The sequence below is a fragment of the Halovibrio sp. HP20-59 genome (assembly GCF_033052795.2).
Lineage (GTDB): Bacteria > Pseudomonadota > Gammaproteobacteria > Pseudomonadales > Halomonadaceae > Vreelandella.
Map to the genome: position 1 here is coordinate 94,323 of NZ_JAWJUW020000002.1, position 24,838 is coordinate 119,160.

At 52.2% G+C, this 24,838-nt stretch carries 26 protein-coding genes, 2 tRNA genes and 1 other RNA gene; 14 read left to right on the top strand and 15 right to left on the bottom strand.

Annotated features, from left to right (window positions below; genetic code table 11):
• Positions 1-24 precede the first annotated feature (24 nt).
• Positions 25-642, bottom strand: a complete 618-nt coding sequence (gene betI / locus RZA33_RS02595) for a transcriptional regulator BetI (RefSeq protein ID WP_317506292.1) — start codon at positions 640-642, stop codon at positions 25-27.
• A 193-nt stretch (positions 643-835) separates the two neighbouring features.
• Between betI and RZA33_RS02600 the strand changes: the two genes are divergently transcribed.
• From RZA33_RS02600 to RZA33_RS02630, 7 genes are all read left to right on the top strand, one after another.
• Positions 836-1,771, top strand: a complete 936-nt coding sequence (locus tag RZA33_RS02600; protein WP_416337835.1) for a choline ABC transporter substrate-binding protein — start codon at positions 836-838, stop codon at positions 1,769-1,771.
• 89 nt (positions 1,772-1,860) lie between these two features.
• Positions 1,861-1,937 (top strand) — tRNA-Met (locus tag RZA33_RS02605).
• Between the two features lie 52 nt (positions 1,938-1,989).
• Positions 1,990-2,086: signal recognition particle sRNA small type (ffs, locus tag RZA33_RS02610), an RNA gene on the top strand.
• Between the two features lie 489 nt (positions 2,087-2,575).
• Positions 2,576-3,076 (top strand): hypothetical protein, encoded by a 501-nt coding sequence (locus tag RZA33_RS02615; RefSeq protein WP_317506294.1) that lies wholly within the window; start codon positions 2,576-2,578, stop codon positions 3,074-3,076.
• Between the two features lie 195 nt (positions 3,077-3,271).
• A complete protein-coding gene (locus tag RZA33_RS02620) occupies positions 3,272-4,030 on the top strand; it encodes a DUF3750 domain-containing protein (RefSeq protein ID WP_317506295.1) in 759 nt (252 codons plus the stop codon).
• A gap of 92 nt (positions 4,031-4,122) precedes the next feature.
• Positions 4,123-4,521, top strand: a complete 399-nt coding sequence (locus RZA33_RS02625) for a hypothetical protein (RefSeq protein WP_317506296.1) — start codon at positions 4,123-4,125, stop codon at positions 4,519-4,521.
• An 11-nt stretch (positions 4,522-4,532) separates the two neighbouring features.
• Positions 4,533-5,210, top strand: a complete 678-nt coding sequence (locus RZA33_RS02630; protein ID WP_317506297.1) for an RES family NAD+ phosphorylase — start codon at positions 4,533-4,535, stop codon at positions 5,208-5,210.
• Positions 5,211-5,222: 12 nt separating this feature from the next.
• Here RZA33_RS02630 and mntR read toward each other — a convergent pair whose 3' ends face one another.
• Positions 5,223-5,702: a manganese-binding transcriptional regulator MntR gene (gene mntR / locus RZA33_RS02635; RefSeq protein WP_317506298.1), complete on the bottom strand. Its 480-nt coding sequence runs from the start codon at positions 5,700-5,702 to the stop codon at positions 5,223-5,225.
• A 159-nt stretch (positions 5,703-5,861) separates the two neighbouring features.
• Here mntR and RZA33_RS02640 point away from each other — a divergent pair, with 159 nt between their 5' ends.
• Positions 5,862-6,179, top strand: a complete 318-nt coding sequence (locus tag RZA33_RS02640; RefSeq protein WP_317506299.1) for a metal ABC transporter permease — start codon at positions 5,862-5,864, stop codon at positions 6,177-6,179.
• Here the strand turns inward: RZA33_RS02640 and RZA33_RS02645 are convergent.
• Both RZA33_RS02645 and RZA33_RS02650 read right to left on the bottom strand, forming a co-directional pair.
• Complete coding sequence (locus tag RZA33_RS02645; protein WP_317506300.1) at positions 6,104-7,645, bottom strand: cation:proton antiporter; 1,542 nt, start codon at positions 7,643-7,645, stop codon at positions 6,104-6,106. The genes RZA33_RS02640 and RZA33_RS02645 overlap by 76 nt on opposite strands.
• A 31-nt stretch (positions 7,646-7,676) precedes the next feature.
• On the bottom strand, positions 7,677-8,126 hold the full coding sequence (locus tag RZA33_RS02650; RefSeq protein WP_317506301.1) for a potassium channel family protein: 450 nt from the start codon (positions 8,124-8,126) through the stop codon (positions 7,677-7,679).
• Between the two features lie 249 nt (positions 8,127-8,375).
• On the opposite strand from RZA33_RS02650, the gene RZA33_RS02655 reads away from it, so the two are divergent.
• A complete protein-coding gene (locus RZA33_RS02655; protein WP_317506302.1) occupies positions 8,376-9,725 on the top strand; it encodes a Na+/H+ antiporter family protein in 1,350 nt (449 codons plus the stop codon).
• Between the two features lie 68 nt (positions 9,726-9,793).
• Here the strand turns inward: RZA33_RS02655 and RZA33_RS02660 are convergent, their stop codons facing one another.
• From RZA33_RS02660 to RZA33_RS02675, 4 genes are all read right to left on the bottom strand, one after another.
• Positions 9,794-10,525, bottom strand: a complete 732-nt coding sequence (locus tag RZA33_RS02660) for an RNA methyltransferase (RefSeq protein WP_317506303.1) — start codon at positions 10,523-10,525, stop codon at positions 9,794-9,796.
• A 217-nt stretch (positions 10,526-10,742) separates the two neighbouring features.
• On the bottom strand, positions 10,743-12,386 hold the full coding sequence (gene groL / locus RZA33_RS02665; protein ID WP_317506304.1) for a chaperonin GroEL: 1,644 nt from the start codon (positions 12,384-12,386) through the stop codon (positions 10,743-10,745).
• An 84-nt stretch (positions 12,387-12,470) separates the two neighbouring features.
• The gene (locus tag RZA33_RS02670) at positions 12,471-12,764 is read right to left on the bottom strand and encodes a co-chaperone GroES (protein WP_008956441.1); all 294 of its coding nucleotides are present in this window, start codon (positions 12,762-12,764) and stop codon (positions 12,471-12,473) included.
• Positions 12,765-12,999: 235 nt separating this feature from the next.
• Complete coding sequence (locus RZA33_RS02675; protein ID WP_317506305.1) at positions 13,000-13,509, bottom strand: FxsA family protein; 510 nt, start codon at positions 13,507-13,509, stop codon at positions 13,000-13,002.
• A gap of 191 nt (positions 13,510-13,700) precedes the next feature.
• On the opposite strand from RZA33_RS02675, the gene RZA33_RS02680 reads away from it, so the two are divergent.
• A complete protein-coding gene (locus RZA33_RS02680) occupies positions 13,701-14,462 on the top strand; it encodes an SDR family oxidoreductase (protein WP_317506306.1) in 762 nt (253 codons plus the stop codon).
• Between the two features lie 158 nt (positions 14,463-14,620).
• Here RZA33_RS02680 and RZA33_RS02685 read toward each other — a convergent pair whose 3' ends face one another.
• The 3 genes from RZA33_RS02685 to RZA33_RS02695 all read right to left on the bottom strand — a co-directional run bounded on the left by RZA33_RS02685 (position 14,621) and on the right by RZA33_RS02695 (position 16,676).
• Positions 14,621-15,562 carry a hypothetical protein gene (locus RZA33_RS02685; RefSeq protein ID WP_416337836.1) on the bottom strand — a complete coding sequence of 314 codons (942 nt, stop codon included), beginning with the start codon at positions 15,560-15,562 and terminating at the stop codon, positions 14,621-14,623.
• Positions 15,563-15,658: 96 nt separating this feature from the next.
• Positions 15,659-16,288, bottom strand: coding sequence for a hypothetical protein (locus RZA33_RS02690; protein ID WP_317506308.1), 630 nt, complete (start codon positions 16,286-16,288; stop codon positions 15,659-15,661).
• 303 nt (positions 16,289-16,591) lie between these two features.
• Positions 16,592-16,676, bottom strand: a tRNA-Leu gene (locus RZA33_RS02695).
• Between the two features lie 97 nt (positions 16,677-16,773).
• Between RZA33_RS02695 and RZA33_RS02700 the strand changes: the two genes are divergently transcribed.
• Together RZA33_RS02700 and RZA33_RS02705 are read left to right on the top strand one after the other, a co-directional pair.
• Positions 16,774-17,478 carry a ComF family protein gene (locus tag RZA33_RS02700; protein WP_317506309.1) on the top strand — a complete coding sequence of 235 codons (705 nt, stop codon included), beginning with the start codon at positions 16,774-16,776 and terminating at the stop codon, positions 17,476-17,478.
• Positions 17,479-17,532: 54 nt separating this feature from the next.
• Positions 17,533-18,507: a serine/threonine protein kinase gene (locus tag RZA33_RS02705; RefSeq protein WP_317506310.1), complete on the top strand. Its 975-nt coding sequence runs from the start codon at positions 17,533-17,535 to the stop codon at positions 18,505-18,507.
• A gap of 62 nt (positions 18,508-18,569) precedes the next feature.
• Here the strand turns inward: RZA33_RS02705 and RZA33_RS02710 are convergent, their stop codons facing one another.
• Positions 18,570-19,124: a hypothetical protein gene (locus RZA33_RS02710; protein ID WP_317506311.1), complete on the bottom strand. Its 555-nt coding sequence runs from the start codon at positions 19,122-19,124 to the stop codon at positions 18,570-18,572.
• Positions 19,125-19,408: 284 nt separating this feature from the next.
• Here RZA33_RS02710 and folE point away from each other — a divergent pair, with 284 nt between their 5' ends.
• A complete protein-coding gene (gene folE / locus RZA33_RS02715) occupies positions 19,409-19,960 on the top strand; it encodes a GTP cyclohydrolase I FolE (protein ID WP_317506312.1) in 552 nt (183 codons plus the stop codon).
• Positions 19,961-20,078: 118 nt separating this feature from the next.
• Positions 20,079-21,536 (top strand): NAD-dependent succinate-semialdehyde dehydrogenase, encoded by a 1,458-nt coding sequence (locus RZA33_RS02720; protein ID WP_317506313.1) that lies wholly within the window; start codon positions 20,079-20,081, stop codon positions 21,534-21,536.
• 121 nt (positions 21,537-21,657) lie between these two features.
• Here the strand turns inward: RZA33_RS02720 and purH are convergent, their stop codons facing one another.
• From purH to dusB, 3 genes are all read right to left on the bottom strand, one after another.
• The gene (purH, locus tag RZA33_RS02725) at positions 21,658-23,238 is read right to left on the bottom strand and encodes a bifunctional phosphoribosylaminoimidazolecarboxamide formyltransferase/IMP cyclohydrolase (protein ID WP_317506314.1); all 1,581 of its coding nucleotides are present in this window, start codon (positions 23,236-23,238) and stop codon (positions 21,658-21,660) included.
• Positions 23,239-23,288: 50 nt separating this feature from the next.
• Positions 23,289-23,588 carry a DNA-binding transcriptional regulator Fis gene (gene fis, locus RZA33_RS02730; RefSeq protein WP_416337840.1) on the bottom strand — a complete coding sequence of 100 codons (300 nt, stop codon included), beginning with the start codon at positions 23,586-23,588 and terminating at the stop codon, positions 23,289-23,291.
• Between the two features lie 104 nt (positions 23,589-23,692).
• On the bottom strand, positions 23,693-24,745 hold the full coding sequence (gene dusB, locus RZA33_RS02735; RefSeq protein ID WP_317506316.1) for a tRNA dihydrouridine synthase DusB: 1,053 nt from the start codon (positions 24,743-24,745) through the stop codon (positions 23,693-23,695).
• Between the last annotated feature and the right edge of the window lie 93 nt (positions 24,746-24,838).

The window sequence follows — 24,838 nt, forward strand, 5'->3', positions numbered from 1 at the left end:
CCTCCAGTGAGGTGAAAATTTTAGCTAGTACGTGTTGGATGCGTTCTGAGGGCATCCATGATGAGCAAAAAGCTGATCAAGATAGTTACTTGCGAGGAGTCGAGCTTCCTCAGCATCAAGCCCTTCTGGCGTTAATGCACCACGTAACCATAGGCCATCGATCATGGCTGCCAAACCGCGGGCAGCGTTGCGGGCATCAGAACGGGTCATTACGCGGCGGAACTGATGACATAAATTAGCGTAAAGGCGCCGGTCGTTGACGTTTTGCAACCGCTGTAGCATGGGCTTGTGCATGCTGCTGGCCCAGAACGCCAGCCAGGTTTTGGCGGCGGGGCCGGTGACCTGGGTACGATCAAAATTGCCTTCAATAATGGCCCCAATGTGGGCTCGCGGTGAGCTGTCTTTCAACGCATGGCGGCGCACCGCGACAGCATCTGACAGGTCGGTGAGTATTTGCCGCATAGTCGCTTCCAGCAGGTCATCCTTGCCGCCGAAGTAGTGGCTAATGATGCCAGCTGAAACGCCAGCATGGCGCGCAATGCGCATCACCGTTGTCTCGGCCAGGCCGACTTCATCAATTGAGGCCATCGTCGCGTTAATTAACTGCTGGCGGCGTATTGGTTCCATTCCCACCTTTGGCACAGCGTTCTCCTACGAATCACGTTGAATGCCTAACTTGCGCCAATGCTTGAAACTAAGCGTTAGGCATGATTACCTAATCATGGTGGCATCTTTTTATTGAACGTTCAATCAATAAAAAGATGGCGATACGTTAAATTCGCTGTGATCGCTCTTGAAATAGGGTGTTCGCTTCAAATGATCTAAGGGGACAATGATGAAAACACATTATTCACGCTATGCAGGTGCCTTGTTACTAGCCGCTGGCTTGCCAACGGCGGCTTACGCCAATGAGTGCAGCACCGTACGTTTTGCTGAAGTAGGCTGGACGGATATTACCGCCACCACTGCGCTAGCTAGCGAAGTACTCGCAGGCCTTGGCTATGAGCCGCGAGTTGACACTGTATCCGTACCGATTGCCTACGCGGGTATGAAGAATAACGATTTTGATGTCTTTTTAGGTAACTGGATGCCTTCCATGGCGTCTATCAGCGACCCGTATATTGAACGCGGCGAAGTCGAGCGTTTGGCGATCAACCTGGAAGGGGCGAAGTACACCCTGGCGGTGCCGCAGTATGTTTACGACGCTGGAGTGACATCGGTGAACGATTTGGCCGAGCACGCCGAACAGTTTGATCGTAGTATTCATGGCATCGAAGCGGGTAACGATGGCAATGAGCTGATCGAACAAATGATTGATGATAACGCCTACGGATTAAGCGATTGGCAGGTGATTGATTCAAGTGAAGCAGGTATGTTGGCGGAACTGCGGGCTCGGGTGCCCAATGAGGACTGGATGGTGTTTTTAGGCTGGGAGCCGCACCCCATGAACTCTAACTTTGATATGGCCTATCTTTCCGGTGCGGATGATTACTTTGGCCCGGATTTAGGCGGCGCAACAGTGCACACCAATACTCGTGCTGGCTTTGTAGATGAGTGCCCGAATGTGGGTGAGCTATTACGCAATATGACCTTTACGTTGGAAATGGAAAACCAACTGATGAGCTCGATCATGGACGATGGCGAAGACCCGCGTGATGCTGCGCGTGATTATTTGAAGGCCAATGATGACGTGCTAGATGAGTGGTTAGAAGGTGTTACCACTCGCGACGGTGAGCCTGGCGCGCCCGCAGTGCGAGCTGCCATTCAGTAATATCGCTTTAAGTGAGGAAGGGCAGGCCGGAATCCGGCTTGCCTTTCGTTATCAAGATAGGCATAATCTGCACCCGTTGATGAGGGAAAGGCTACGTAGCTCAGCTGGTTAGAGCACATCACTCATAATGATGGGGTCCCCTGTTCAAATCAGGGCGTAGCCACCACATCAGCGTTAGCACACTTAATAAACAACAGAGTGTGCCGTTATGGTGGCCCCTTAGGTCCTCCCGCAACGCTAAACTGCGAACCCCGCCAGGCCCGGAAGGGAGCAACGGTAGTGGTGGCTGCGTGTGCCGGGATGTGGCTTTTGGGGCCACCACCATTTATAGGATCGTTCCAGCTTAATTCGCAAAGAGCTTGGCGCAGACTGTTTATTCGTAGCATTACTACGATAAATGGTGATGCAATGTATCGCCGCAAGCTTAGCTACTCCCACCTTATAAAAATTACAAGTTTGCTAGCCCCAAAATTGCTCTCATTTTGAGCATGCCGATAAGGCAGGTATTTTTGTTGTCCAGCCAGAAGACTATTTTATTAGTGATTTTAAATAAGCCTTTTCTTATTATGTAAGATTTTAAAGCCTAAGAATTTTTAACAAACTTTCTTTGTTAACATGAGAATAAAAATCAGTGCATAGTGATTGCTCGGCTTAATGCTAAAGGCTGAGCTAAGGGTTTTATGCGTTCTGATCTTTCTCATCCCTTTAAAAAAGTTAACCCAGATCATGGAGAGCCGGATTTATTTCTCTAGGATGTCCTCTTAGATGCTTGCCTGCATCTGATTACGATTAGGGGACTTGCTCATGGATAACTTAACAAAACTTACATTTTTGCCTCATGATCAGCTCAACTTAGCATATGCATACGAGGTAGTTGAGCTAAGTCGCTATCGAAGATTATCGCTTAGCTTCCTGCCGTTTGATCCGTCGGTTAGCCGTTTAATGAACGCTATTGCTATGGAGTGCGAGTGCCGCCTTCACAATCTGCAAGAAGTGGCTAAGCGGATGGAGCTTGACGCATGCGTTGACGCTTGCGCGATGAGGGAGCCTGCTCTTTTGAATATAAACAATGAGCACTTCTTTGTGGTGGATGAGACCATGGGTCGAAAAGCGCTGGTTAGTGCTGAGGAGGCTGCTAAATCGTCGTGCCTGCTTTTTAGCTGGCTGCTTGAAACGAATGCCACTCCTGAATTACATCAGCCGTTATTTGATTTTTTAAAGCAGAAAAACAATGAATATCAGGTGCTTTTCGAGTGTGGTGAGCAGTGGAATATAGGCTTAACTAAGTCCCGGCTAGCAATGTAAATAAAATAAAAATTTATAGGTCTGCGCTTTGTCGTTACTTGATACCTCACGGGGAATAAGATGAAAAAGCCTACAGGGCTAGCTCAGTGAGCCGGGACGGCCATCTGTTTAGCAGAGTATTAGCCGTTGGCAACTAAACTTGCGCTTCGTCTGCTATCGCGTTATTAACAGGTAACGATCGCTACGGACATCACCATGAAAACGCTACTGCGATGGCTGCTCAGCATAGTGGCGCTTTTGGCGCTGCTGCTGGCTGGCCCAGTATGGATATTGGCAAGCAATCAGGTGGTGACCGATGGGCACTGGTCGACGCTTGACCGGTCATCAGCGGGCATCGCTCCAGACCCAGCGGTGCGTTCTGAAGCCGTTGTGCAGGTCTATTCCGCCCGTGCTTATAGCTGGCGAGGTGCCTTTGGTGAACATGTTTGGATCGCGACCAAGGCGGAAAATGCCCATAGCTACCGGCTGCATCAAGTACTGAGCTGGCGGCGCCCAACAGTGGTGTCCTCTATCGATACGCCTGACCGTTCCTGGTTTGGCAATCCCCCCACCTTGCTTGCCGACTACCGTGGCGGCGCGGCAGAGGGCATGATACCGCAGATAGAAGCTGCTGCTGTCGCCTACCCCCATGCCGACCTTTATCGCTTATGGCCAGGCCCTAACAGCAATAGTTTTATCGCTTGGGTAATACGCGAAGTACCCGGTTTTGAAGTGGCGCTCCCGGTCACTGCTATCGGCAAAGACTATATTTTTAATGGCGTTTTTGCGGCTGCGCCCAGCGGCACTGGTTATCAGCTCTCATTGGGTGGGGTGGTGGGCTTAATGGTGGCGCTGGAGGAGGGTATTGAACTCAATCTCCTTGGCTTGAGCTTTGGTATCGACGTTATGCGACCTGCTTTGAAGCTGCCGGGCATAGGACGGTTGGGTATGCCCGCAAAAGTGTTGGGAGGCTGACCCTAAGAGTAAAAGCTGCGTTGATATATTTGCAGATACTTTTTTATTCAACTAGTATCTGTAGGTGCAAGTAGAACGCTAAGAGGGTAGCTATGCAAACGGCACACGATATTTCCCAAAACAGGGCAGCGGCGGCGGCAGGCTTGAAAGCGGCTGTGTGCATTCTGGATAAGTGGCAAGCTTCTGGCGAGCAGGGTGAAGCGATCCTGCGCGTTTCGCATAGCACTTACGCGCGTGCCCGGCGAGGGGATCTTGTCGAGATCAAATTAGATAGCGATCAGCTGACTCGGATCAGCTACTTACTCAACATCCACGCTGCGTTGAGGATGATATTTGATAACCCAGAGAATCTTTATGGGTTCGTCAATTTGGTGAATCACAATCCCTACTTTAATGGCCGCACGCCGCTCGAAATTATTGGCTCAGGTGATTTTGCGGCACTCTATGAAACCTTTAAGCGTATCAATAGCTTGCGGGGGAGCCAGTGGTAAAGGCCGCTGCTTTGCAGACCCTGCCCTCTGAAAACGTCACCGGTTATCGCTTAGTCAATAGTAAGTTTCCGCCGATTGATCTGTTCGATGATGTGGCGAGCGTTGAAGAGTTTGCCGCACTCCACGCACTTCAGGCATTAACCAATCCGCGTTTACAAAATGAAGTGGGTAATTTAGCGCTTCTATCCCAAGAACAAATTCCATTTGGAATTCGGGGCTGCTCTTATGCGGTAGCGCCTTTTACCCATGTGAACCCGCAAGGTTCGCGCTTTAGCGATGGCAGTTTTGGCGTGCTCTATTTTGCCGATACGCTTGAAACGGCGATTGCCGAAGTAAAGCACCACCAGCAGGTGTATTGGCAAAATGTGCCAGGATTGCACTACGAACGGTTTGTCTTTCGTGGTTTAAAAGCCACTTTCGGTCAGGGCGGCTTTTACGATGCACTCGCTTTACCCCTTGAGCACGCTATTTACACGCCCGATGATTACTCGGCCTCGCAGCCCTTTGGTGCCGACATACGCCGGAGTGGCGGTGGGCTTCGCTACCACTCTGTGCGCAAGTTTAATGCCAACTGTTGGGCACTAATGACACCAAGCTGTGTGGCTGACATTATTCAAACTACTCATCTGGAAATGATTTGGAATGGTGCCATTACCCAGGTGAATCATCTGCGTTTTTCCCACCGGTGACGAGCAGCAGGTTTAGTTGCTTTGCTGCTGCTCGGTAAAGCGCTGCATGATGGCGAGTGTTTCATCGCTCACGTGGTGTTCCATGCCTTCGGCGTCAATTCGCGCCGTGGAATCCCTAACCCCAAGGGTACGTAAAAAATTCAGAACAATATCGTGGCGGGCGCGTGAGATTTCCGCCATTTTTTGGCCTGCCTCAGTCAAAAATAGAGAGCGGTAGGGTTTGCTCGTCACCAGTTCCAACTCATTTAGGCGCCGAATCATTTTCGAAACCGTCGCTTGACTGACCGCCATGCGGGAGGCAATATCCGCAGCGCGCGCTTCGCCACGGTGCGTTAGTAAATCGCCGATCAGCTCAACATAGTCTTCAATTAGCTCAGTTTCATGGGCATTACGCACCGTTGCATACTGCTGAGCATGCTGCTCCACGGGCGGTAGGGCATCACCGTGAATGCTTGGGGCGGACAATGAAGCGGTCGGATTAGAATCAGTCATTGGTAAATTATATCGAAAGCAGTGGTAAGAATCATTGGATACTCCTTGGCATGGTAGCGTACCTTAAAACAACATTGTTAGCTAAGGCTAAACTATTTGCACAATGCTTTATTCTGCGCTGCAGTTCCAGTAGCGGTGAAGTAAACGGATAGAGACACCATGACAAGCGTAATCTTTGTATGGCCTTCAGCCTGCTGCTCTGGCTGGGTGATGCAATGGCCCATGCTGATTACCTCTGGTGCCAACGCGCATATGCTGACCGACCGTTTTAGAACCATGATGCTGATTTCCATGGGCGTTGGGGTTAGCTCGGCAGTTATTGGGCGGTGGCTTTCGGCGGTGCTGGACGTTGCCTCTGGCGGCGCCATGGTCAAATTGGTTAGCGCCATCTACTCAAGCGTTTACGACGGTGGTGACTGCAGGCTTTCCCACGTTTTCTCGGCAATACCGATGCCGGCACCGGTCATCAGCAAATAAGTTTGATCTACCCCAGCGGTATGCAGCGGCTCGGCTTCATCCTGGAAGTGGATGCCCGCAATAATGTGGCTGTTGAAACCTGCTTTGCGCAGTTCGCGGGTAGCAATTAACTTGCTTTCAAGCTCCGGGGTGGCTAGCGTGACTGCGGTTATTTTCGCAATATTTAGGTGATGCCAAAAACCCACATCTTCGATATCGCCATAAAACATATGTCGTTGTGTGTCTATTTTATTGGGGTCTGAATCGATGCCTACGGCAGACAAGCCTTTGTCGGTAAAAAAGTCGTAGGCGGCTTTACCGGTTCGCCCCATGCCCAGTACTAGGATGGTGGCGCTACCTAAATCCACAGGCTGCTTGTCAGGGTGCTGAGAAAGCCGCTCAAAACGGAGCAGGTGTTTCTCCCAGCGATCAAAAAGTTGATGGGCGATGCGGTTAAGCGGTGCAGCGATAACAAAGGATAGGGCAACAGTAATCGCCAACGGAACAAGCCACTCTGGCAAAATGCTCGCAGCGACAATCAGACCAAACTCACTATAGGCCGTCAGGCTCAAGCCACCCAGAAAGGCGTTGCGTGCTCTGATACGGAAAGCAATGAGTAGTGCAAAAAAAAGCACGCCTTTAATTGGTAGCAGTATCGCCAGGAACACTGCAAACAAAAGTGCGTCTTGATCGGGTAAGCCTGCCATGCCAATTTGTAAAAAAAAGCTGATTAACAACACTTCTTTCAGCCCCCATAGCGCCTTGGATAGCTCTTGCGCACGTGGGTGCTTGGCCAGCAGTAGTCCCATGACCAGGGCTCCTACTTCGGAGCTTAAACCAACGGCTTCAAAGCCCATACCGCCAACGGCAATGGCTAATACGGCCCCTAACAGCACCAATAGCTCATCATGCTGTGCCGCGTTCATAAGCCAATAAAGGACTGGCCTTAATAGGGGTAGCAGGAAAACCAGCATGGCCCAGGGGCTGGGGGAATGCCCGCCATAAACGCTAAGAACCACTAAAGCAACTAGATCCTGAATGATTAATATGCCAATCGCAATTCGACCGTGCAGGGCGCGTAATTCGCGTTTGCTTTCGAGTACTTTGGCCGCTAATACTGTGCTTGAAAAAGACAGCGAAATGGCCAGCAGGATCGCTTTATCAAGGGGCAGCGATAGGAAAATAACAAAACCTGCCGTAAACAACAGGCAGGTAATCGCCAAGTGTATAAAAGCGCTTCCCAGCACAACGGGTTCAGCCAAACTGCGTATATTGAGTTTAAGGCCGATAGTAAACAGCAGTAGTAGCACACCTAGATGGGCAAGGTGCTCAAGTAGCGGGCCCGCATCGCTGGGTAGGCCAATGCTGGGGGCAAAGGCATTGAGTGCAAACCCTGCTGCCAAGAACCCCACGAGTGGCGGTAAACTTAGCTGTCGCGCAGCGATGCCAAAGATAAACGCGACCGATAGAATAACCACTTCAAACATGCCGAATCCCTTGTGCGAATAACGGTGCTGATTATCTTCCAACCCGCCAGTGTTTTTGCATTTCTATAAAAGTGAACGATGCTGACCAAGTGATCAGTACGAAGCCTGTTAATGCCAGGGTGCCGTATAAAAAGCGCACCGGACCAATGGCATAAATATCGCCATAGCCCACGGTGGTATAGGTCACCGCAGAGAAGAAAATATAATCAAAAACGTTGAAGCTGTCGTATCCTTCTAAAGCACCAATGCTTAACTGCTCGACAAGCCACCAGCCAGTGATCCCGAACAGCCAAATTTCGACAATATGTGCCACCAATACCCCAAACGTCATCCCCAGGATGCGTTGACGGTGGGGCCTTCGAGATTTTTCTATTTGGCGTGAAATAAGCCACAAGGCTTCATAGTGGAGCAGTACCGCAATGACCACGGTAACAAAGGTTGTTACCACAACAGCGATATGCTCAGGGTAGGGAATAGTCATCTTAACCAGTCATCAACTTAATCGGCCTTTGCTCGCTAGCATACAAGGGGTTCATCATCGGTAAAGTAGGGGCCAAGTGAGCTTTTTGCCAACTTATTGTTTGTTTACTATCGCACGGGCTGGGCGCTTTTAGAAGCATCTGGGCGTCGTCAGGCTAGCCAAGCCCGGTAATTTTAGTTTTCCACGTTTAATCTGCTAAAATCCGCCCCCTTTGCCGTTAATGACCTTTCAATTGCTCTAGGGATTTTCATGAATGCAGTAATTCTTGCGGTGCTGGTGATGGTGGCACTATCGCTGGCGCGTGTCTCAGTGGTTTTTGCTTTAGTGGTAGGCGCTTTAGTCGGCGGCTTAGTGGGCGGGTTGTCACTAGAGCAAACCCTGGACGCCTTTAACGAGGGCGTTGGCGGTGGGGCTCAAGTGGCGCTGGCATACGCTACCTTGGGGGCTTTTGCGGTGGCGATTTCCCGCTCTGGGTTACCGGATATGCTGGCTAATCGTTTGATTAAGCTGCTGGGCAAAGAAGAAGCCACCGTTGCGCACCAGGCGCGGGTCAAAATGCTGTTACTAACGGCTGTATTATTGGTGGCTATCTCTTCTCAGAACGCTATTCCGGTACACATTGCCTTTATACCGGTGTTGATTCCGCCGCTGTTGACCTTGATGAACCGCTTAAAGCTGGATCGACGCGCGGTGGCCTGTGCGCTCACCTTTGGTTTAACGGCCCCCTACATGCTGCTGCCGGTAGGGTTTGGGGCAATCTTTCTAAACGATATTCTCTTGGCCAACTTAAACAGCGCTGGGGAACCGCTAGGGTTAGAGATTACCCGTGGTATGGTGCCGTTAGCCATGGCAGTACCGGTAGGAGGTATGGCGTTAGGGCTAATCGTTGCGCTGTTTTGGAGTTACCGCCGTCCGCGTGACTACCAGGGTGAAAATATCGCTAGCGTCAACGCTGCTGAAGGTCATACGCCCGCCAAACCGCATAGGCTGGGGCTTGTGATGTCTGGCGTGGCTATTGTCGCAGCACTCGGCCTTCAGCTTTACAGTGGCTCAATGATCCTGGGTGGCCTGGTAGGGATTGGGCTGCTTTCCATGGGCGGCATCTTTAAGTGGCGCGAAGCTGACGATCTATTTACCAGTGGTATGCGGATGATGGCGCTGATCGGTTTTATCATGATTTCTGCGGCGGGCTTTGCTGAAGTGATGAAAACCACGGGGGAGATTGATGCTTTGGTGTCGGGTGCCTTTGCGCTATTCGGCGACAGCCGGGGCTTAGCTGCGCTGGCGATGTTACTGGTCGGGCTATTTATTACTCTGGGGATCGGCTCGTCGTTCTCAACCATTCCGATTATCGCCGCTATCTTCGTGCCCTTGGCGGTACAGTTTGGCTTTTCGCCTATGGCCACGGTAGTGCTGGTGGGCACGGCAGCGGCATTGGGTGATGCTGGCTCACCCGCCTCTGACTCTACCCTGGGCCCCACTTCAGGCCTTAACGTTGACCGTCAGCACGATCACATGTGGGACAGCGTAGTGCCGACGTTTCTGCACTACAACATTCCGTTAGTGGGCTTTGGCTGGCTAGCGGCAATGATGCTCTAAAAGCTCTATCTTCAAATTAAAAAAGGGACAACTTGGTTGTCCCTTTTTGAGTGGCCTTGATTGTATCGCTACCTAGGCAGATGGCTTTCAAACGCGCTTAATAGCCCACGTAGAAGCGAAAGCTCCTTGCGGCTGGGCTGAGCGCGAGCGAAAAGGGCCTGCAGTTGCTCTTCGGTGCGAGCGTGGGGTTGGGTTAAAAAGCCGCTCTCCTGCATTAAGCGGCCCAGATGCGCCTGAAAGTGTAAGAACTGTTCGCGGCTGGGCGGCGTTGCCTCCAGCGGGCGCTGATAAGTAAAGCCACTATCCTCACCTTTACGCCAAGCGCGATGCACTTCATAAGCCAGTATTTGTACCGCCTGGGATAAATTGAGAATGCCGTAATCAGGATTGGCAGGAATGCTTACCTGGTGCGTGCAGCAGCGAATCTCATCGTTAGTCAGTCCGGAACGTTCACGCCCAAACACCAGCGCCACTGGCGCCGATTGCGCATTCTGAATGACGTTTGCCGCCATGTCATCGGGTTCGTCAAAGTGGGGCAAGGGTAGGGTGCGTAAGCGGGCACTGGCACCAACAACCTGCACGCAATCGTTAACGGCTTCCTCCAGCGAGCTAACCACACGCGCACTCTCCACCACATCAGTCGCGCCCGCCGCTAGTCGGGTCGCCTCTTCATCGGGGAACAGGCGCGGATTTACCAGTACCAGCTCGGTTAAGCCCATGGTTTTCATGGCTCGTGCCGCAGCGCCGATATTGCCGGGGTGGTAGGTCTGAACGAGTACGATACGGATATGCTGCAACATGCGCCGGTGCCCAGTAGTTAAAAAATAGCTTAAAAAAATCGCGCAGATAATAGCACGTTAGCCCAGCGTAATGGGGCGGCGCCACACTTTGCAGCGCTGCGCCTGCGCTTGAGCAAGGGTTTAAAACGCAACAACCCCGCACGGGGCGGGGTTGTTGGTGACTGCTTTTATTAGCTAGTAACAGCCAGCAGTCTTGAGCAGAGGGCTCAGGGGTGCATTACATCATGCCGCCCATGCCACCCATTCCGCCCATGCCACCCATGTCCGGTGCGGCTTCTTTCTCTTCCGGGTCTTCGGCAATCATGCACTCGGTGGTGATCATTAGGCCCGCAACAGAACCAGCAGATTGCAGCGCACTACGCGTTACTTTCGCTGGGTCTAGAACGCCCATTTCGAACAGGTCGCCGTACTCACCCGTTTGTGCGTTGTAACCGAAGTTGCCGGTCTCATCTTTCACGCGGTTGATGACCACGGCTGGCTCTACACCAGCGTTGGAAACGATTTGACGTAGCGGTGCCTGCAGGGCACGCAGCGCCATGTTGATGCCGTGGTTCTGGTCTTCGTTATCGCCGGTCAGGCCTTGTACTTTCGCCATAACGCGAACCAGTGCGGTACCACCACCAGGCACAACGCCTTCTTCAACGGCGGCGCGAGTTGAGTGCAGCGCATCTTCAACGCGGGCTTTCTTCTCTTTCATTTCTACCTCGGTGGCAGCACCGACGCGGATAACGGCAACACCGCCTGCCAGTTTGGCAACGCGCTCTTGCAGCTTCTCTTTATCGTAATCAGACGAAGTGTCTTCGATTTGCGTGCGGATCTGGCCAACGCGCGCTTCGATATCGGCTTCTGCACCAGCGCCATCAATGATGGTGGTGTTTTCTTTGGACATGGTCATACGCTTAGCGGTACCCAGGTGATCCAGGTTTGCTTGTTCAAGCGTTAGGCCAACTTCTTCAGAAATGACCGTGCCATTGGTCAGGATAGCGATATCCTGCAGCATGGATTTACGACGGTCGCCAAAGCCAGGTGCTTTAACAGCAGCCACTTTAACGATACCGCGCATGTTGTTGACGACCAGTGTTGCCAGCGCTTCGCCTTCGATATCTTCAGCGATGATGGCCAGCGGCTTGCCTTGCTTAGCAACGGCTTCTAGCACCGGCAGCAGCTCGCGAATGTTGGAGATCTTTTTATCCACTAACAGGATGTAAGGATCTTCCAGTTCAACGGACATGGTGTCTTGGTTGGTCACGAAGTAAGGCGACAGATAACCACGGTCGAACTGCATGCCTTCAACGACTTCCAGCTCATCTTCAAAGCCACGGCCTTCGTCGACGGTAATCACGCCTTCTTTACCGACTTTTTCCATCGCTTCAGCGATGATTTCACCGATGCGCTTGTCACCATTGGCAGAAATCGTACCTACCTGGGCGATGGATTTTGTGTCGGTGCAGGGCACTGACATCGCCTGAATTTCTTTAACGGCAGCTGCAACGGCTTGGTCGATGCCGCGCTTAAGGTCCATCGGGTTCATGCCGGCGGTCACGCCTTTCAGGCCTTCAGCGATGATGGCTTGGGCCAAGACTGTGGCAGTGGTGGTGCCGTCGCCAGCGACGTCAGAAGTTTGAGAAGCAACTTCTTTCACCATCTGGGCGCCCATGTTTTCAAACTTGTCTTTCAGTTCGATCTCTTTGGCGACAGAAACGCCGTCTTTAGTCACAGTAGGTGAGCCGAAAGATTTTTCCAGCACCACGTTACGGCCTTTCGGGCCGAGAGTGACTTTTACCGCGTTGGCAAGAATGTCAACGCCACGCGCCATGCGTTTACGGGCATCATCTGAGAACTTAACTTGTTTAGCTGACATAATGGCTACTTCCTAAATTGTATGCAAAAACGTGAAAGTAAATAGTCGAAGCGCTTATTCAATAAGCGTGAACTGCAAGGGTACTTAACCTTCGACAACCGCAAGAATATCGGCTTCACTCATGATCAAGACTTCTTCGCCATCGACTTTTTGTTTCTCGACGCCGTAGCCATCTTTAAAGATCACGTTATCGCCGACTTTTACGTCTAGCGGACGGACATCGCCATTTTCGAGAATACGGCCGTTACCGACAGCAAGGATTTCGCCACGCGTCGGCTTTTCTGCTGCATTGCCCGGAAGCACGATGCCGCCTGCGGTTTTTTGTTCTTCTTCAACGCGACGGACGATGACACGATCGTGCAAAGGACGGATATTCATTCACGTTCTCCTGAGTATGGTTGAAGCCCTGAAAAGGGCGGTTAGCTAAAAATTTTCTCGTGGGAAAGCCCCGCGAGAGGTGAAGACCTTTCGGTCTTCATTGTTAATGGCAGCTACTAAATTAGCTAGCCGCCGAATTTGTATGCTGGCTCAAAAATGGGGGCTGCTGATGGCCTTTCAAGGGGGGGGACAATAAAAAATTGCTTTTTTGCCTATTTCTTGCCAACTCTTCGACCTAGCGTCGGCGGGATGCTTCATCACGGCTAATAAAGTCGCCCTCGATAGGGCCTTCCTTGCGAGAGGAATGATCGTCTTTGAAGGACTCTTCAAAGCGTTCATGGTGCTCACTTGACCGTTTAGACGACGGGTTGGCCCCTGGCTGTTGATCAGCGACCGTTTTGAGGCCCAGCCAGGTGAGCGCTTTAAACATTAATTGCCGGGCGCTAGGCACCAAGCAAGCCAAGCCGAGCGCATCCGATAAGAAGCCTGGGGCCATCAATAACGCACCGCCAAAGATAAGCGCAGCCCCCGTGAATAGTTCGCTGGAGGGGAGTTCGCCTGCCTGCATCCGCTGGCGAGCGCGTGCCAGGGTAGCAACCCCTTCTTTGCGAATTAGATGAAGTCCAGCAAAACCCGTGCCCAGCACAAGCAGGAGGGTAGTCAGCAAACCAATATGACTGCCGATAGAAAATAAGATAACAAAATCAAGTAGGGTAAACAGCGAGATAAAAATAAGAACGGGCATGGTTTGCTCCAGGAAAGGCGTCTCCGTAACGGACTAAGCGATTGGATATGGTGACAGAATTGCAAAAAACAAGCTGCTTATCCAGTCCTAAAGAAGCATCTCGATGCGATGTTATGGCTCGATTTATGCCGCGAACTCTTCTATGCTGCAACGCACAATAGGCTAAATTTATCCATCGTAAGGAGTCAATAATGATAGTTGCCGATAAAGTAATTGCTGTCACTGGCGGGGCGCGTGGATTGGGTTATGCCATGGCTTTGCGCTTGGGTAAGCAGGGTGCCCGGATGGCCCTGTTAGACATGAATGCCGAAGCACTTGACGAGGCTGTTTCTCAGCTATCGGCTGATGGCGTAGAGGCCCAGGCGTTTGTGGTTGACGTGACTGATGAAAGCTCAGTCATACAAGCGTTTGCCGATATTGCCGAAAGAATGGGCCCCATTAGTGGCTGTGTGAATAACGCCGGGATCACCCAGGATGCGCTGCTGGTCAAGGCAAAAGAGGGTCGCGTGGAAAAACGCATGTCGCTGGAGAACTGGCAAAACGTCATTAATGTGAACTTAACTGGTGTGTTCTTGTGCGGTCGAGAAGCCGCGACTCAGATGGTTGAAGCCGGGCATGAGGGAGTGATCGTCAACATTTCCAGCATTTCCCGGGCAGGAAATATGGGGCAGAGTAACTACGCCGCCGCGAAAGCGGGTATTCATGCATTAACCGTGACGTGGAGCGAAGAGCTAGTGCGCTATGGTATTCGTACGGGTACTGTCGCACCGGGGTTTATCGCTACCGAAATGACCGCCGCGATGCGGCCCGATATGTTAGAACGCATCTCATCTAGCGTGCCGCTTAAACGTTTGGGTGAGCCTGATAATATTGCCCAAAGCGTTGCTTTCATAATGGAGAACGACTACTTCACTGGACGCATCATTGAATGCGATGGGGGATTGCGGCTCTAATGGGGCTTTGATGAGAGCACCAATAACTGATTTTTTGTGGGAAGCAGTTTTAGCAGCGGTTAAATCTTTTGAAGCACCATTCAGAGGTAACCAAACCGCAACTTAAGTGCTCGCGAGCCAGGGCTGCCTCCCACCGATGTTAGCAGGAGGGTATTGCGCTAAAAGTAGTCGCGGCTAATTTCACGCTGAAAATACATTTCCAGGCGTAGCGTCATAGCCCAGCGGGGGTCGTAACTAACCTCGCGCTGAAAGTGCAGCTCAGGAATGACGTCGGCGAATAAAATCCCTTTGTGAATATCGCGGCGATAGCGCGTTTGCAGGTAATAATTCGTGATGCGCGGGTTAGAGGCGCTTTCCCCCAGCGCAATGGCGGAGTAGCGCAGAGCGCTGCGTCGGTTTATGCGATGGTTGAGTTCGGCAATTTCACTGTACTCAAGAGTATCTTCTTCTTCGCGCCACTGAACATTAGAGATAAAGCGCAAATGCCGACTGTCGCTTAAAGGACGACCTATATCCCAGCGAGTTCGGGCTGAGTAACCTTCATTATTGAACCACGAGACGCGGTTATTTGACTCAAGTTGCCAGGGGCCTTCACCCAGTTGCCACAGTCGCTCGCTGGTGAAGCGTGCATAAGGGTCCAGGGGCAGTCGTAGGCGTACACCTGCGCCCACGCGATTGCTCCAGTTTTCGCGTTTATCGCGGCTTTCTAGCCAATCAAGGCCTAATGTTGAGGTGCGCCGGTCACGCTGATCATTAGCAAGACGACCAGAACCTTGCTCTTCTAACGTGCCTTGGGACTCTTCGGGATCACTCTCAATCACTAGGCGTAAGCGTTCTTCTGAGGTGGGTAGGTCGATACGGTAACGCAGCGTGGTGTCGCCATGCATACCGTCGCCCTCCATCCAATCTGTTTCTTGGCCAAAGCGCAGGTAAGACTCGTTGTTAATCTGCATATAATCGTCGCTACCAAAGAACCCGTCAATGCGGCGCGACGTATTATCTATCCAATTGCCTACGCTTGCGCGAAACGGTTCAACGTGTTCTTCCGCCCAGTTAGGTAAGTCACTGTCATCCTCTTCGGCATACACATTCGTCGTCATTGTCGTGATTATGCCAAGCCAGCAGAGTGCTAAAAGTTTATGCATCGTCGGTCGTCTCGGTAATGGGGCGCGTCGCTGCTTCGCATCAGAGTTGATTCAGCGTGCCTTGTGGGTCTCGATCTCTTTCACCCACTCCAGTATACGCTTACGTTGGCCACGGCTATTGAGTCGTTTCGTATCCACGCTCGCCGGAATAAGCTGGTGATTGGGTGAAGCGTTTATGGAGAGGTTAAAGGTGCGCGATGCGCCTGTCGGCATGTCCTCGGATCCATAAATGGCAATGACGCGGATTTCAAGTTGGATATTTTGCTCGTGCAGCACATTATCATCAATTCCCCAATACCCTGTGACTTGGTTCACGATGGTGCCAAATGATTGAATGTTCAGGTAATCACCAGAAGCCAGCGGGCCTTGATGGGTGTGGAAGCGGTTTTCCCGCTGTTCACTGCCGTGTTGTTTGTACTCCACGACGTCTAGTGAGTAACGATGCTTTGAAGTGTGTAGAACTGCTACTAGATGTTGAACATAGATCGCTTCGCTGCTCATATTGCTGATTAAGCAGATGGAGTCCATGCCGATTCCTTTGCCGCGATTAATGATCACCCTCGGGCGGCGCTGACGCACATAGCCGTTGTAGAGCAGCTGAGCATAAAATACCCATATAAAAAGCGTACAAACGCTCGCTACAGCTGAGATGGCTTGAGCGTTATCGTTGAGCCATTCCATTCGTTGAGATCCTTCTCATCGTTCTGATTAGCGATAATCTATCGAAAAAGCCCAGGTAAGTCAGTATTGCTGTTTACTGATAGCTATTAAAAGACAAAATGCCAGACGCAGTAAAACAACAGCAATAGGCTGATGGCTTTACATATTCACAATTTGGATGATTTTAGTGAAGAGAGGAAATTAACGCTAGTGGCCAACCGTGGTCAATCATATAGATTAGCTGCATTATGTGCAGAGACAGGATGGTTTCAAAAACAGGAGGGAAAAAAATAGGCTAAAAAGAAGCTGAAGTTAACAAGTCATTGGTGCGGATGGGGAGACTCGAACTCCCACACCTTACGGCACTAGAACCTAAATCTAGCGTGTCTACCAATTCCACCACATCCGCAAAGACGAGACGTATGTTATCATTTTTTGCGGAGAAGTCAATAAGCGATTGGGCATTTGTGCACTGAATTTGTATGGCCTATCAGTAAGGAATCAGTATGCCACGAAAGCGATGGTTGCAGCAGGGCAGTCTCTGGTTAAAGCGAGCCATGCCTGGCTATTGCGCTTTTTGTTTAGCGCCTACAGAGCCAGGGCAAGGATGGTGCGCCAGCTGCCTAGGGGACCTGCCCTGGAATCGCCACGCCTGCGAGCAGTGCGGCGATCCTGTCTCTCAAGGGCAACCACTGTGCGGGCATTGTCTTACTGACCCCCCGGCCTTTACGCGTACGCAGGCGGGATTGCTGTATCAGGGCGCTATTAAAGAGTTGCTGCGCGATTTTAAATTTCAGGCATCTCCGCGAGCAGGAATACTGCTATACGAGCTGATGCTAAAGACGCCTCTCTATTTGAATGGCGCGACGTTGCTTGCGGTGCCCATGCATCCTAGCCATGCCCGCGAGCGGGGCTTTAATCAATCGTACTGGCTTGCAAAGCAGTTGAGTGAGACGCTTGGTGTGCCATTGGTTAACGCAAAGCGTGTTAAGGATAGTTTTTCCCAGCGCGCCTTGAACCGTCGCGAGCGGGCAGCAAACCTGGCCGGTGCGTTTAGATTGGAAGCTCAGCCTCCAGAGCATATCGTTATCATTGATGATGTGGTCACCACTGGCGCCACAGGGCATGCGCTAGCCAGTGCTGCTTTAGAAGCTGGTGCTGAAAGAGTCGACATCTGGGCGATAGCGCGGACACCGTTGGGCAAGGATTGATAGACTAGTCGCCTAATGAATCCCATCGTTGTTTAGCCAACCCAGGAGTGACCGATGTCACACCCGTTTAGCTTGCTTTCGCCTGATTTAGTGATGTCTGCCATCGAATCACTGGATATTTGGCCGGCAGGCGAGCCCTTCGCACTCAATAGTTATGAGAACCGTGTGCTGATGTTTCGCGATGACGATGGCAAAAACTGGATTGTTAAGTTTTACCGGCCCGACCGCTGGTCAGATGCGGTCATTCAAGAAGAACACGATTTTTTGCAAGAGCTAGTTAACCAGCAGGTGCCGGTCGTTGCGCCTTGGCGTAATAATCAAGGGCTATCACTGCATCACTATAAAGCGTTTAGTTTTGCCCTTTTCCCCCATTGTCCTGGGCAGGCGCCTGAGTTGGATAACCCAGCCCACCTGTTTGCCATGGGGGAGGTGCTTGGACGTTTACATCAAGTTTCGGCTAAAAAAGCCTTTCAGCATCGCCCGCGGTTAGCAATGGCGAGCGGTGTCCTTGAGGCTCAGCAGCGCGTGTTGACTAGTGAAAGGTTAAGCCGCCATCAGCGCCGGGCCTATGAGCAGGTGATTCAAAAAGTGCATCGGCAGCTTATAAAACACGATGTGCCTGATAGCAGCATTATCCGTTGCCACGGGGACTGCCACTTGGGCAATGTACTGGGGCGCGATGAGCAGTTTACGCTGGTCGACTTTGACGATTGCACCATGGCGCCCGCCATCCAGGATATCTGGATGCTACTGCCCACCGACGACCCTCAGGGCTGGCGGGCGTATTTAAATGAAATCACTGAAGGATATGAAGAAACGCGTCCGTTTCCTACTGAGCAGATGGCCTTAATCGAGCCGTTGAGAAGCTATCGGCTGATTCGGCACACAGCGTGGCTGGTTTCACGCTGGGATGACCCCGCCTTTCCGCGTGCGTTTCCATGGCTGGACGATAGCGGCTATTGGGACCAACATATCCGTCAGTTAGAGCAGCAGTGTCTGCTGTTAGACAACCCCCGCTGGCTAGCGTAGAGCTAGCCAAGCCGGGACGAATGTGACTGACTTATGTGGCGGGACTTAATCGAGCGACTGGCTTAATCGGGAACGGCTTCTTCACGCGGCACGGGGTTGGCAACGCCTTCTCCATTTACCTCACGGCGTTGGCGGTTGAGTTCTGCAGAGGGGTTCTCAAGCTCCTCGATTTCAACCTTGTCATTCAGGGTGAGCAGGAAAGTCTGCCCAGGAGCAAGCGTGCAGGGGGACCCTTCGCAGGCGATGCCGTAACGCCCGTCTTCACCGTAAGCGCCTGCGCTAAATTCACCTGAAAAAATATTACTGTCTGCATCATGGGTTTCGATACAGGTAGCTTCTTGCGTGGTTATGCGAATTCGCTCATCGGTCAGTTGCGCATTGCCGATAATCACACAATATTCGGGCAACGAATGCGTAGCGTCAGCGGCTTGAGTGGGGTGCAACAAAATTTCGCTTAGCCGCGCCTGGCCCGAATCGAAGGTCAACTCTTCAACGACTTCAACGCCTACAGTGGCTTCGTTGGGCAATGAAAGCGTGGCATCTGAGGCGTAAATTGCTGTGGCAAACAAGGGAGCCACGAGGGCGGTCAGCCGCAGCGCTGAGTGTTTAAATGACATGGCGAACTCTCAATGTTGGTAATTAATTTATCATATCACAGGGTACCTATTTGCGAAGAGGGCGACGCGGCGCTCTGCCACAGGCCGGGCAGGTAGGTTAAGATACGTTTTCAGCTTAATAATTGTTGTGCATATTTTTATTTAAGTATAGTTTTTGTACAGTTGTGATCGGAGGGCATTGAGTGCGCTCCTTCTAAATAGGCTTAAATTACCCACTACGCAAAAAGTAGTTGTGCTAAGAAATAACTGAACGCGACTGCGCATAGATTTTGAAGAGGCTTAACATGTCCGACGATATCGCCCATCACTACCGCCAGATAATTTCAGCGCTTGGGGAAGATCCCGATCGTGAAGGGTTGAGAGATACCCCCCAACGTGCCGCCAAAGCCATGCAGTTTTTGAATGCCGGCTACTCCCAGTCGCTGGAAGGAATTGTCAACGGTGCGGTATTCGAGTCGCAAACTGATGAAATGGTACTGGTAAAAGACATTGAGCTTTATTCAATGTGTGAACACCACCTATTGCCGTTTATTGGTAAGTGTCATATCGCCTATTTGCCCAACGGTAAGGTGTTAGGGCTGTCTAAATTTGCTCGCATCGTCGATATGTTTGCCCGTCGTATGCAGATACAAGAGAACCTAACCCGCGAGATTGCCGAGGCAGTGCAGGAAGTGACTCAGGCCAAGGGGGTGGCAGTGGTCATTGAGGCACGCCACCTATGTATGATGATGCGTGGTGTAGAGAAACAGAATTCGAGTATGACGTCGTCGGTGATGTTAGGCGGATTTCGCAGCAACCAAGCGACTCGGCAAGAGTTTTTAACGCTGATTAATTAATCCAGACGTTGGTTGTTGACCAATAACACAGGTCACAAACTTGGTGTAAAGGGGGATTTCGTCTTAGCATGAAGGTGTTAATGAGCCCATAAGGCCATCATTTGGTCAGGAGTCCGTCATGGAAGCGCTTCAAGAGACACAGCTGTATTGCCCCTTCGCCTACATTGATGGGAGTTGGGTAGCAGCAGATAGCGGTGAGCAGATCAAGGTACTGAACCCAGCGACCGGTGAAGCAATTGGCGATATTCCCCGCTTGGGTAAGGCCGAAACCGAACGTGCGATCGACGCTGCGGATGCCGCCTTACCGGCATGGCGTGCCCTTACCGCTCAAGAACGTGCTGATTTGTTGTTAAAATGGCACGATTTGATGCTGGAGCATCAAGACGATCTTGCCATGCTAATGACGTTTGAGCAGGGCAAGCCGCTAAAAGAAGCAGCGGGCGAAATTGCTTATGCGGCCAGCTTCTTACGCTGGTTTGCCGAAGAAGCGCGGCGTGTTTACGGTGAAACGATTCCGGCTGCAAAGGCCAATCAGCGCATCGTGGTGACTAAGCAGCCGGTGGGCGTAGTGGGTGCGATTACGCCGTGGAATTTCCCCGCAGCGATGATTACCCGTAAAGCAGGGGCAGCATTGGCCGCTGGCTGCACTATTGTGGTTAAGCCCGCCAGCCAGACCCCGTTTTCCGCCACGGCGCTGGCGCTATTGGCCGAGCGCGCTGGTATTCCTCGCGGCGTCTTCAACGTGGTGCCGGGCAGCGCTAGCGAGATAGCGCAAGCCATGACGCAGTCGCCTAAAGTGCGCAAAATTACGTTTACCGGGTCTACTGAAGTAGGCCGCAAGCTAATGACGCAAGCTGCCGAACACATACAGAAAATCTCTTTGGAGCTGGGTGGTAACGCGCCGTTTATTGTATTTGAAGATGCTGATTTAGACGCCGCCGTGGAAGGCGCGATGGCGGCGAAATTCCGCAATGCAGGTCAGACCTGTGTGTGCACCAACCGCTTTTTAGTGCAGTCCAGTGTGATCAACGCTTTTTGTGAAAAGTTGGCCGTGGCAATGAACAGTGAGTTGCACGTGGGCAACGGCACCCAACCGAATATTAATATCGGCCCGCTAATCGACGCGGATGCCGTTAAAAAAGTCAGCGAGCATGTTCAAGACGCAATGGATAATGGCGCAGAGCTGCTGCTCGGCGGCCATCCGCACCCGCTCGGGGGCAATTTCTTTACACCAACGCTAATCAGTTTTGCCACCGATCAAATGAAAGTGGCTCACGAGGAAACCTTTGGCCCGCTAGCAGCGGTCTTCCCGTTTGACGACGAAGAAACCGCTATTGAGATGGCCAATGATACCCAGTATGGATTGGCTTCTTACTTCTACTCGCGCGATCTTGCTCGTGTATGGCGGGTCGCCGAAGCGCTGGAGTACGGCATGGTGGGGATTAATACGGGGGCTATTTCCAACGCCGCCGCGCCGTTTGGCGGGGTGAAAGCCTCTGGGTTAGGTCGCGAGGGTGGCCATCAGGGCTTGGAAGAATATTTGGAAACCAAGTATCTGTGTATTGATCTTGGCTAAGTGTCTGGCCTTTTTCTAGCATTCACTGATAGCCAAAAACGCGCTGAAAAAATAGCCTAAAAAAGCCCCTATCAGCACGCCTTTGTAAAGCGTCTGATAGGGGCTTTGGGGTTATACCCGCCTAGTGGCGGAAGTGGCGCATGCCGGTAAATACCATGGCAATGCCTGCTTCGTCGGCAGCATCAATTACCTCCTGATCGCGCATCGAGCCCCCCGGCTGAATAACGGCGGTAATGCCTGCCGCTGCGGCGGCATCAATGCCGTCACGGAAGGGGAAAAATGCATCAGACGCCATCACCGAGCCGGGGACCGATAGACCTTCATCAGCAGCCTTAATGCCAGCAATTTTAGCCGAATACACACGGCTCATTTGCCCAGCGCCGACGCCCACCGTTTGGCCGTCTTTGGCGTATACGATGGCGTTGGATTTGACGAATTTAGCTACCCGCCAAGCAAAGGCGAGGTCGCGAAGTTCCTGCTCGCTGGGCGCACGCTGGCTAACCACGGTTAAGTTGTCCCGAGTGACCATGCCGTCGTCTCGCTCTTGCACCAGCAAACCGCCATTGACGCGCTTAAAATCAACGCTTGTCTGATGCTCACCGGGCCATTGCGCACTAACATCTAACAGTCGCACGTTCTGCTTGTTGGCCACGATAGCCGCGGCTTCATCGCTCACCCCCGGGGCAATAATCACCTCGACGAACTGACGGTCAATGATTGCCTGAGCGGTCTCCGAATCTAGCGGCACATTGAAGGCGATAATCCCGCCAAAAGCGCTAGTAGGATCGGTGGCGAAGGCTTTGTCGTAGGCCTTAAGCGTTGACTCGCCAACCGCCACGCCGCACGGGTTGGCGTGCTTAACGATCACGCATGCGGTTTCGCTAAAGGCTTTTACGCACTCAAAGGCGGCGTCGGTATCGGCGACATTATTGTAGGAGAGGGGCTTGCCCTGGAGCATTTTGGCAGTGGCGACGCTGGGCTCGCTGGCCTGAGGATCAACGTAGAACGCTGCCTGCTGGTGCGGGTTTTCACCGTAGCGCATATCCTGCTTTTTATGCAGCTGCAGGTTAAAGGTGCGCGGGAAGGCCTGATCGGCGGTGTTGACCTTGCGGCCGAGGTAGTCGGCAATCGCGCCATCATAGCCGGCGGTGTGTTCAAAGGCTTTAACCGCTAAGTCGAAGCGTGTTGCGCTACTCACCTGCCCATCGTGGGCGGCTAGCTCTCCCAACACGCGTTCGTAATCGCCATTATTGACCACGATGGTGGTATAGGCGTGATTTTTAGCGCAGGCGCGGACCATGGTAGGGCCGCCAATATCGATATTTTCGATAGCCTCTTCTAGTGTGCACTCCGGTTTGGCAACGGTGGCGGCGAAGGGGTAGAGATTAACAACCACCATATCGATCGGGGTAATATCATTCTCTGCCATCACAGCGTCATCCTGGCCGCGCCGGGCCAATATGCCGCCGTGGATTTTAGGATGCAGCGTTTTAACGCGGCCATCCATGATTTCAGGAAAACCTGTGTGTTCAGAGACTTCTTTCACTGGAATAGCATTTTCCTGAAGTAGACGGAAAGTGCCTCCCGTGGAGAGCAGCTCAATACCGCGTTCAGTCAGGCCGCGGGCGAATTCCACAATGCCGGTTTTATCAGAAACGCTCAAAAGGGCGCGGCGGACGGGGGTAGCAATGTTTTCGGCCATGAGAATGCTCGTGTGCAAAGTCGCGAATTAAAAATAACAACGCCCCAATGTTATGGGGCGTCACCTTCGATAAGTCCGTAAAGCTTGAGTTTTTTGCGCAGGGTGCCGCGATTTAAGCCCAGAATATCGGCGGCTCGGGTTTGGTTGCCATCGGTATGTTCCAAAACGCAAGCCAGTAAAGGCGCTTCTACTTCGGCCATCACCATGGCATACAGGTCGCTTGCCTGGCTGCCATCGAGATGCTCGAAGTAGCGGCGCATAGCCGATTCTACCGCTTCTCGTAATGGTTGCGGCGGTGTCGTGCTAGCGGCGGGATCAGCCAGTGTGCCCGTTAAATGTGCGCTGCTCATATTGGAAAAAACGTCGCTGGGCAAGGCATCACTGGGATAAGCATCGCTAGAGCTAGCGTAGCTATCGCTAGAATAAGTATCGCTAGAGAGAATGTCGCGTTCGGTCATGCAGCATAGCTTCCTTTGGCTAGCAAACGCGTGGCCGCATCGAGGGCCATCGCGTCGTTGATCCAAGTAAATTGCCTTTCAGGTGACGCTAACGCATTGAACTGCTGCTTAAGTGCACGCTGTTGAAGCGGCGTAAAGCGCAGGTCTTCGCTGAGGTACCAGCCAACATGTTTGCGTGCGATACGCACGCCCATGGTGGTCCCATAAAAAGCGTGCAACGCCGCTACATGCCCGTGAAGCACTTGGTGACGCTCCGTCAGGCTAGGCAAAGCTATCCGCTCTCCATACTGGAGATAGTGGTTGATCTGTTGAAAGATCCACGGGTTGCCTTGAGCGCCGCGGCCAACCATCACCGCATCAGCGCCGGTATAAGCGAGTACCTCGGCGGCTTTTTCCGGGCTTGTTATGTCACCATTGGCGATCACCGGTATCGAAAGGCGAGACTTGATCTCAGCAATCGTGTCGTACTCTGCCTGTCCAGTATAGCGCTGTTGGCGATGTCGGCCATGAATGGCTAAGGCTTGAATGCCTGCTGCTTCGGCGAGCTGGGCAATGCGCACCCCATTATTCGATTCGGCGCACCAGCCGGTGCGTATTTTCAGCGTGACGGGGATATCCACTGCCGCCACCACCGCGTTGAGGATCTCGGCGACTAAAGCTTCATCGCGCAACAGCGCAGACCCGGCGGCTTTATTGCATACTTTTTTGGCAGGGCAGCCCATATTGATATCAATAATTTGAGCGCCTAACTCGGCATTCAAGCGTGCCGCCTGGGCGAGCATTTCAGCATCGCCTCCGGCGATTTGTACTACCCGCGGGTCGGGCTCGCCTCGGTGATCCATTCGCCGCTGAGATTTGCGTGTGTGCCACAGGCTGGGGTCTGCCGTGACCATTTCACCCACTACCCAGCCAGCGCCTAGTCGTCGGCATAGCTGACGAAAAGGTTGGTCGGTTACGCCGGCCATAGGCGCCAGTATCACCCGGCTAGGTAACACGTACGGACCAATGCGGGCGGGCCCTGTGGAAGTAGGCAGTGTGGTCGATTTCATTGCATCAGGCTATTTGGCTGTCGGCGAGTAGGCGCTTTAGAGGGAACGCATGATACGCCTACTTGAAGAAAGGGTGAAGGCCGAGGCGTCGCT

What these genes read in the sequence shown, in the direction of transcription:
- RZA33_RS02600 (WP_416337835.1), top strand. Translation starts at nt 836, where the DNA reads ATGAAAACACATTATTCACGCTATGCAGGTGCCTTGTTACTAGCCGCT.
- RZA33_RS02615 (WP_317506294.1), top strand. Translation starts at nt 2,576, where the DNA reads ATGGATAACTTAACAAAACTTACATTTTTGCCTCATGATCAGCTCAAC.
- RZA33_RS02620 (WP_317506295.1), top strand. Translation starts at nt 3,272, where the DNA reads ATGAAAACGCTACTGCGATGGCTGCTCAGCATAGTGGCGCTTTTGGCG.
- RZA33_RS02625 (WP_317506296.1), top strand. Translation starts at nt 4,123, where the DNA reads ATGCAAACGGCACACGATATTTCCCAAAACAGGGCAGCGGCGGCGGCA.
- mntR (WP_317506298.1), bottom strand. Translation starts at nt 5,702, where the DNA reads ATGACTGATTCTAATCCGACCGCTTCATTGTCCGCCCCAAGCATTCAC.
- RZA33_RS02640 (WP_317506299.1), top strand. Translation starts at nt 5,862, where the DNA reads ATGACAAGCGTAATCTTTGTATGGCCTTCAGCCTGCTGCTCTGGCTGG.
- RZA33_RS02645 (WP_317506300.1), bottom strand. Translation starts at nt 7,645, where the DNA reads ATGTTTGAAGTGGTTATTCTATCGGTCGCGTTTATCTTTGGCATCGCT.
- RZA33_RS02650 (WP_317506301.1), bottom strand. Translation starts at nt 8,126, where the DNA reads ATGACTATTCCCTACCCTGAGCATATCGCTGTTGTGGTAACAACCTTT.
- RZA33_RS02655 (WP_317506302.1), top strand. Translation starts at nt 8,376, where the DNA reads ATGAATGCAGTAATTCTTGCGGTGCTGGTGATGGTGGCACTATCGCTG.
- RZA33_RS02660 (WP_317506303.1), bottom strand. Translation starts at nt 10,525, where the DNA reads ATGTTGCAGCATATCCGTATCGTACTCGTTCAGACCTACCACCCCGGC.
- groL (WP_317506304.1), bottom strand. Translation starts at nt 12,386, where the DNA reads ATGTCAGCTAAACAAGTTAAGTTCTCAGATGATGCCCGTAAACGCATG.
- RZA33_RS02670 (WP_008956441.1), bottom strand. Translation starts at nt 12,764, where the DNA reads ATGAATATCCGTCCTTTGCACGATCGTGTCATCGTCCGTCGCGTTGAA.
- RZA33_RS02675 (WP_317506305.1), bottom strand. Translation starts at nt 13,509, where the DNA reads ATGCCCGTTCTTATTTTTATCTCGCTGTTTACCCTACTTGATTTTGTT.
- RZA33_RS02680 (WP_317506306.1), top strand. Translation starts at nt 13,701, where the DNA reads ATGATAGTTGCCGATAAAGTAATTGCTGTCACTGGCGGGGCGCGTGGA.
- RZA33_RS02685 (WP_416337836.1), bottom strand. Translation starts at nt 15,562, where the DNA reads ATGACGACGAATGTGTATGCCGAAGAGGATGACAGTGACTTACCTAAC.
- RZA33_RS02690 (WP_317506308.1), bottom strand. Translation starts at nt 16,288, where the DNA reads ATGGAATGGCTCAACGATAACGCTCAAGCCATCTCAGCTGTAGCGAGC.
- RZA33_RS02700 (WP_317506309.1), top strand. Translation starts at nt 16,774, where the DNA reads ATGCCACGAAAGCGATGGTTGCAGCAGGGCAGTCTCTGGTTAAAGCGA.
- RZA33_RS02705 (WP_317506310.1), top strand. Translation starts at nt 17,533, where the DNA reads ATGTCACACCCGTTTAGCTTGCTTTCGCCTGATTTAGTGATGTCTGCC.
- RZA33_RS02710 (WP_317506311.1), bottom strand. Translation starts at nt 19,124, where the DNA reads ATGTCATTTAAACACTCAGCGCTGCGGCTGACCGCCCTCGTGGCTCCC.
- folE (WP_317506312.1), top strand. Translation starts at nt 19,409, where the DNA reads ATGTCCGACGATATCGCCCATCACTACCGCCAGATAATTTCAGCGCTT.
- RZA33_RS02720 (WP_317506313.1), top strand. Translation starts at nt 20,079, where the DNA reads ATGGAAGCGCTTCAAGAGACACAGCTGTATTGCCCCTTCGCCTACATT.
- purH (WP_317506314.1), bottom strand. Translation starts at nt 23,238, where the DNA reads ATGGCCGAAAACATTGCTACCCCCGTCCGCCGCGCCCTTTTGAGCGTT.
- fis (WP_416337840.1), bottom strand. Translation starts at nt 23,588, where the DNA reads ATGAGCAGCGCACATTTAACGGGCACACTGGCTGATCCCGCCGCTAGC.
- dusB (WP_317506316.1), bottom strand. Translation starts at nt 24,745, where the DNA reads ATGAAATCGACCACACTGCCTACTTCCACAGGGCCCGCCCGCATTGGT.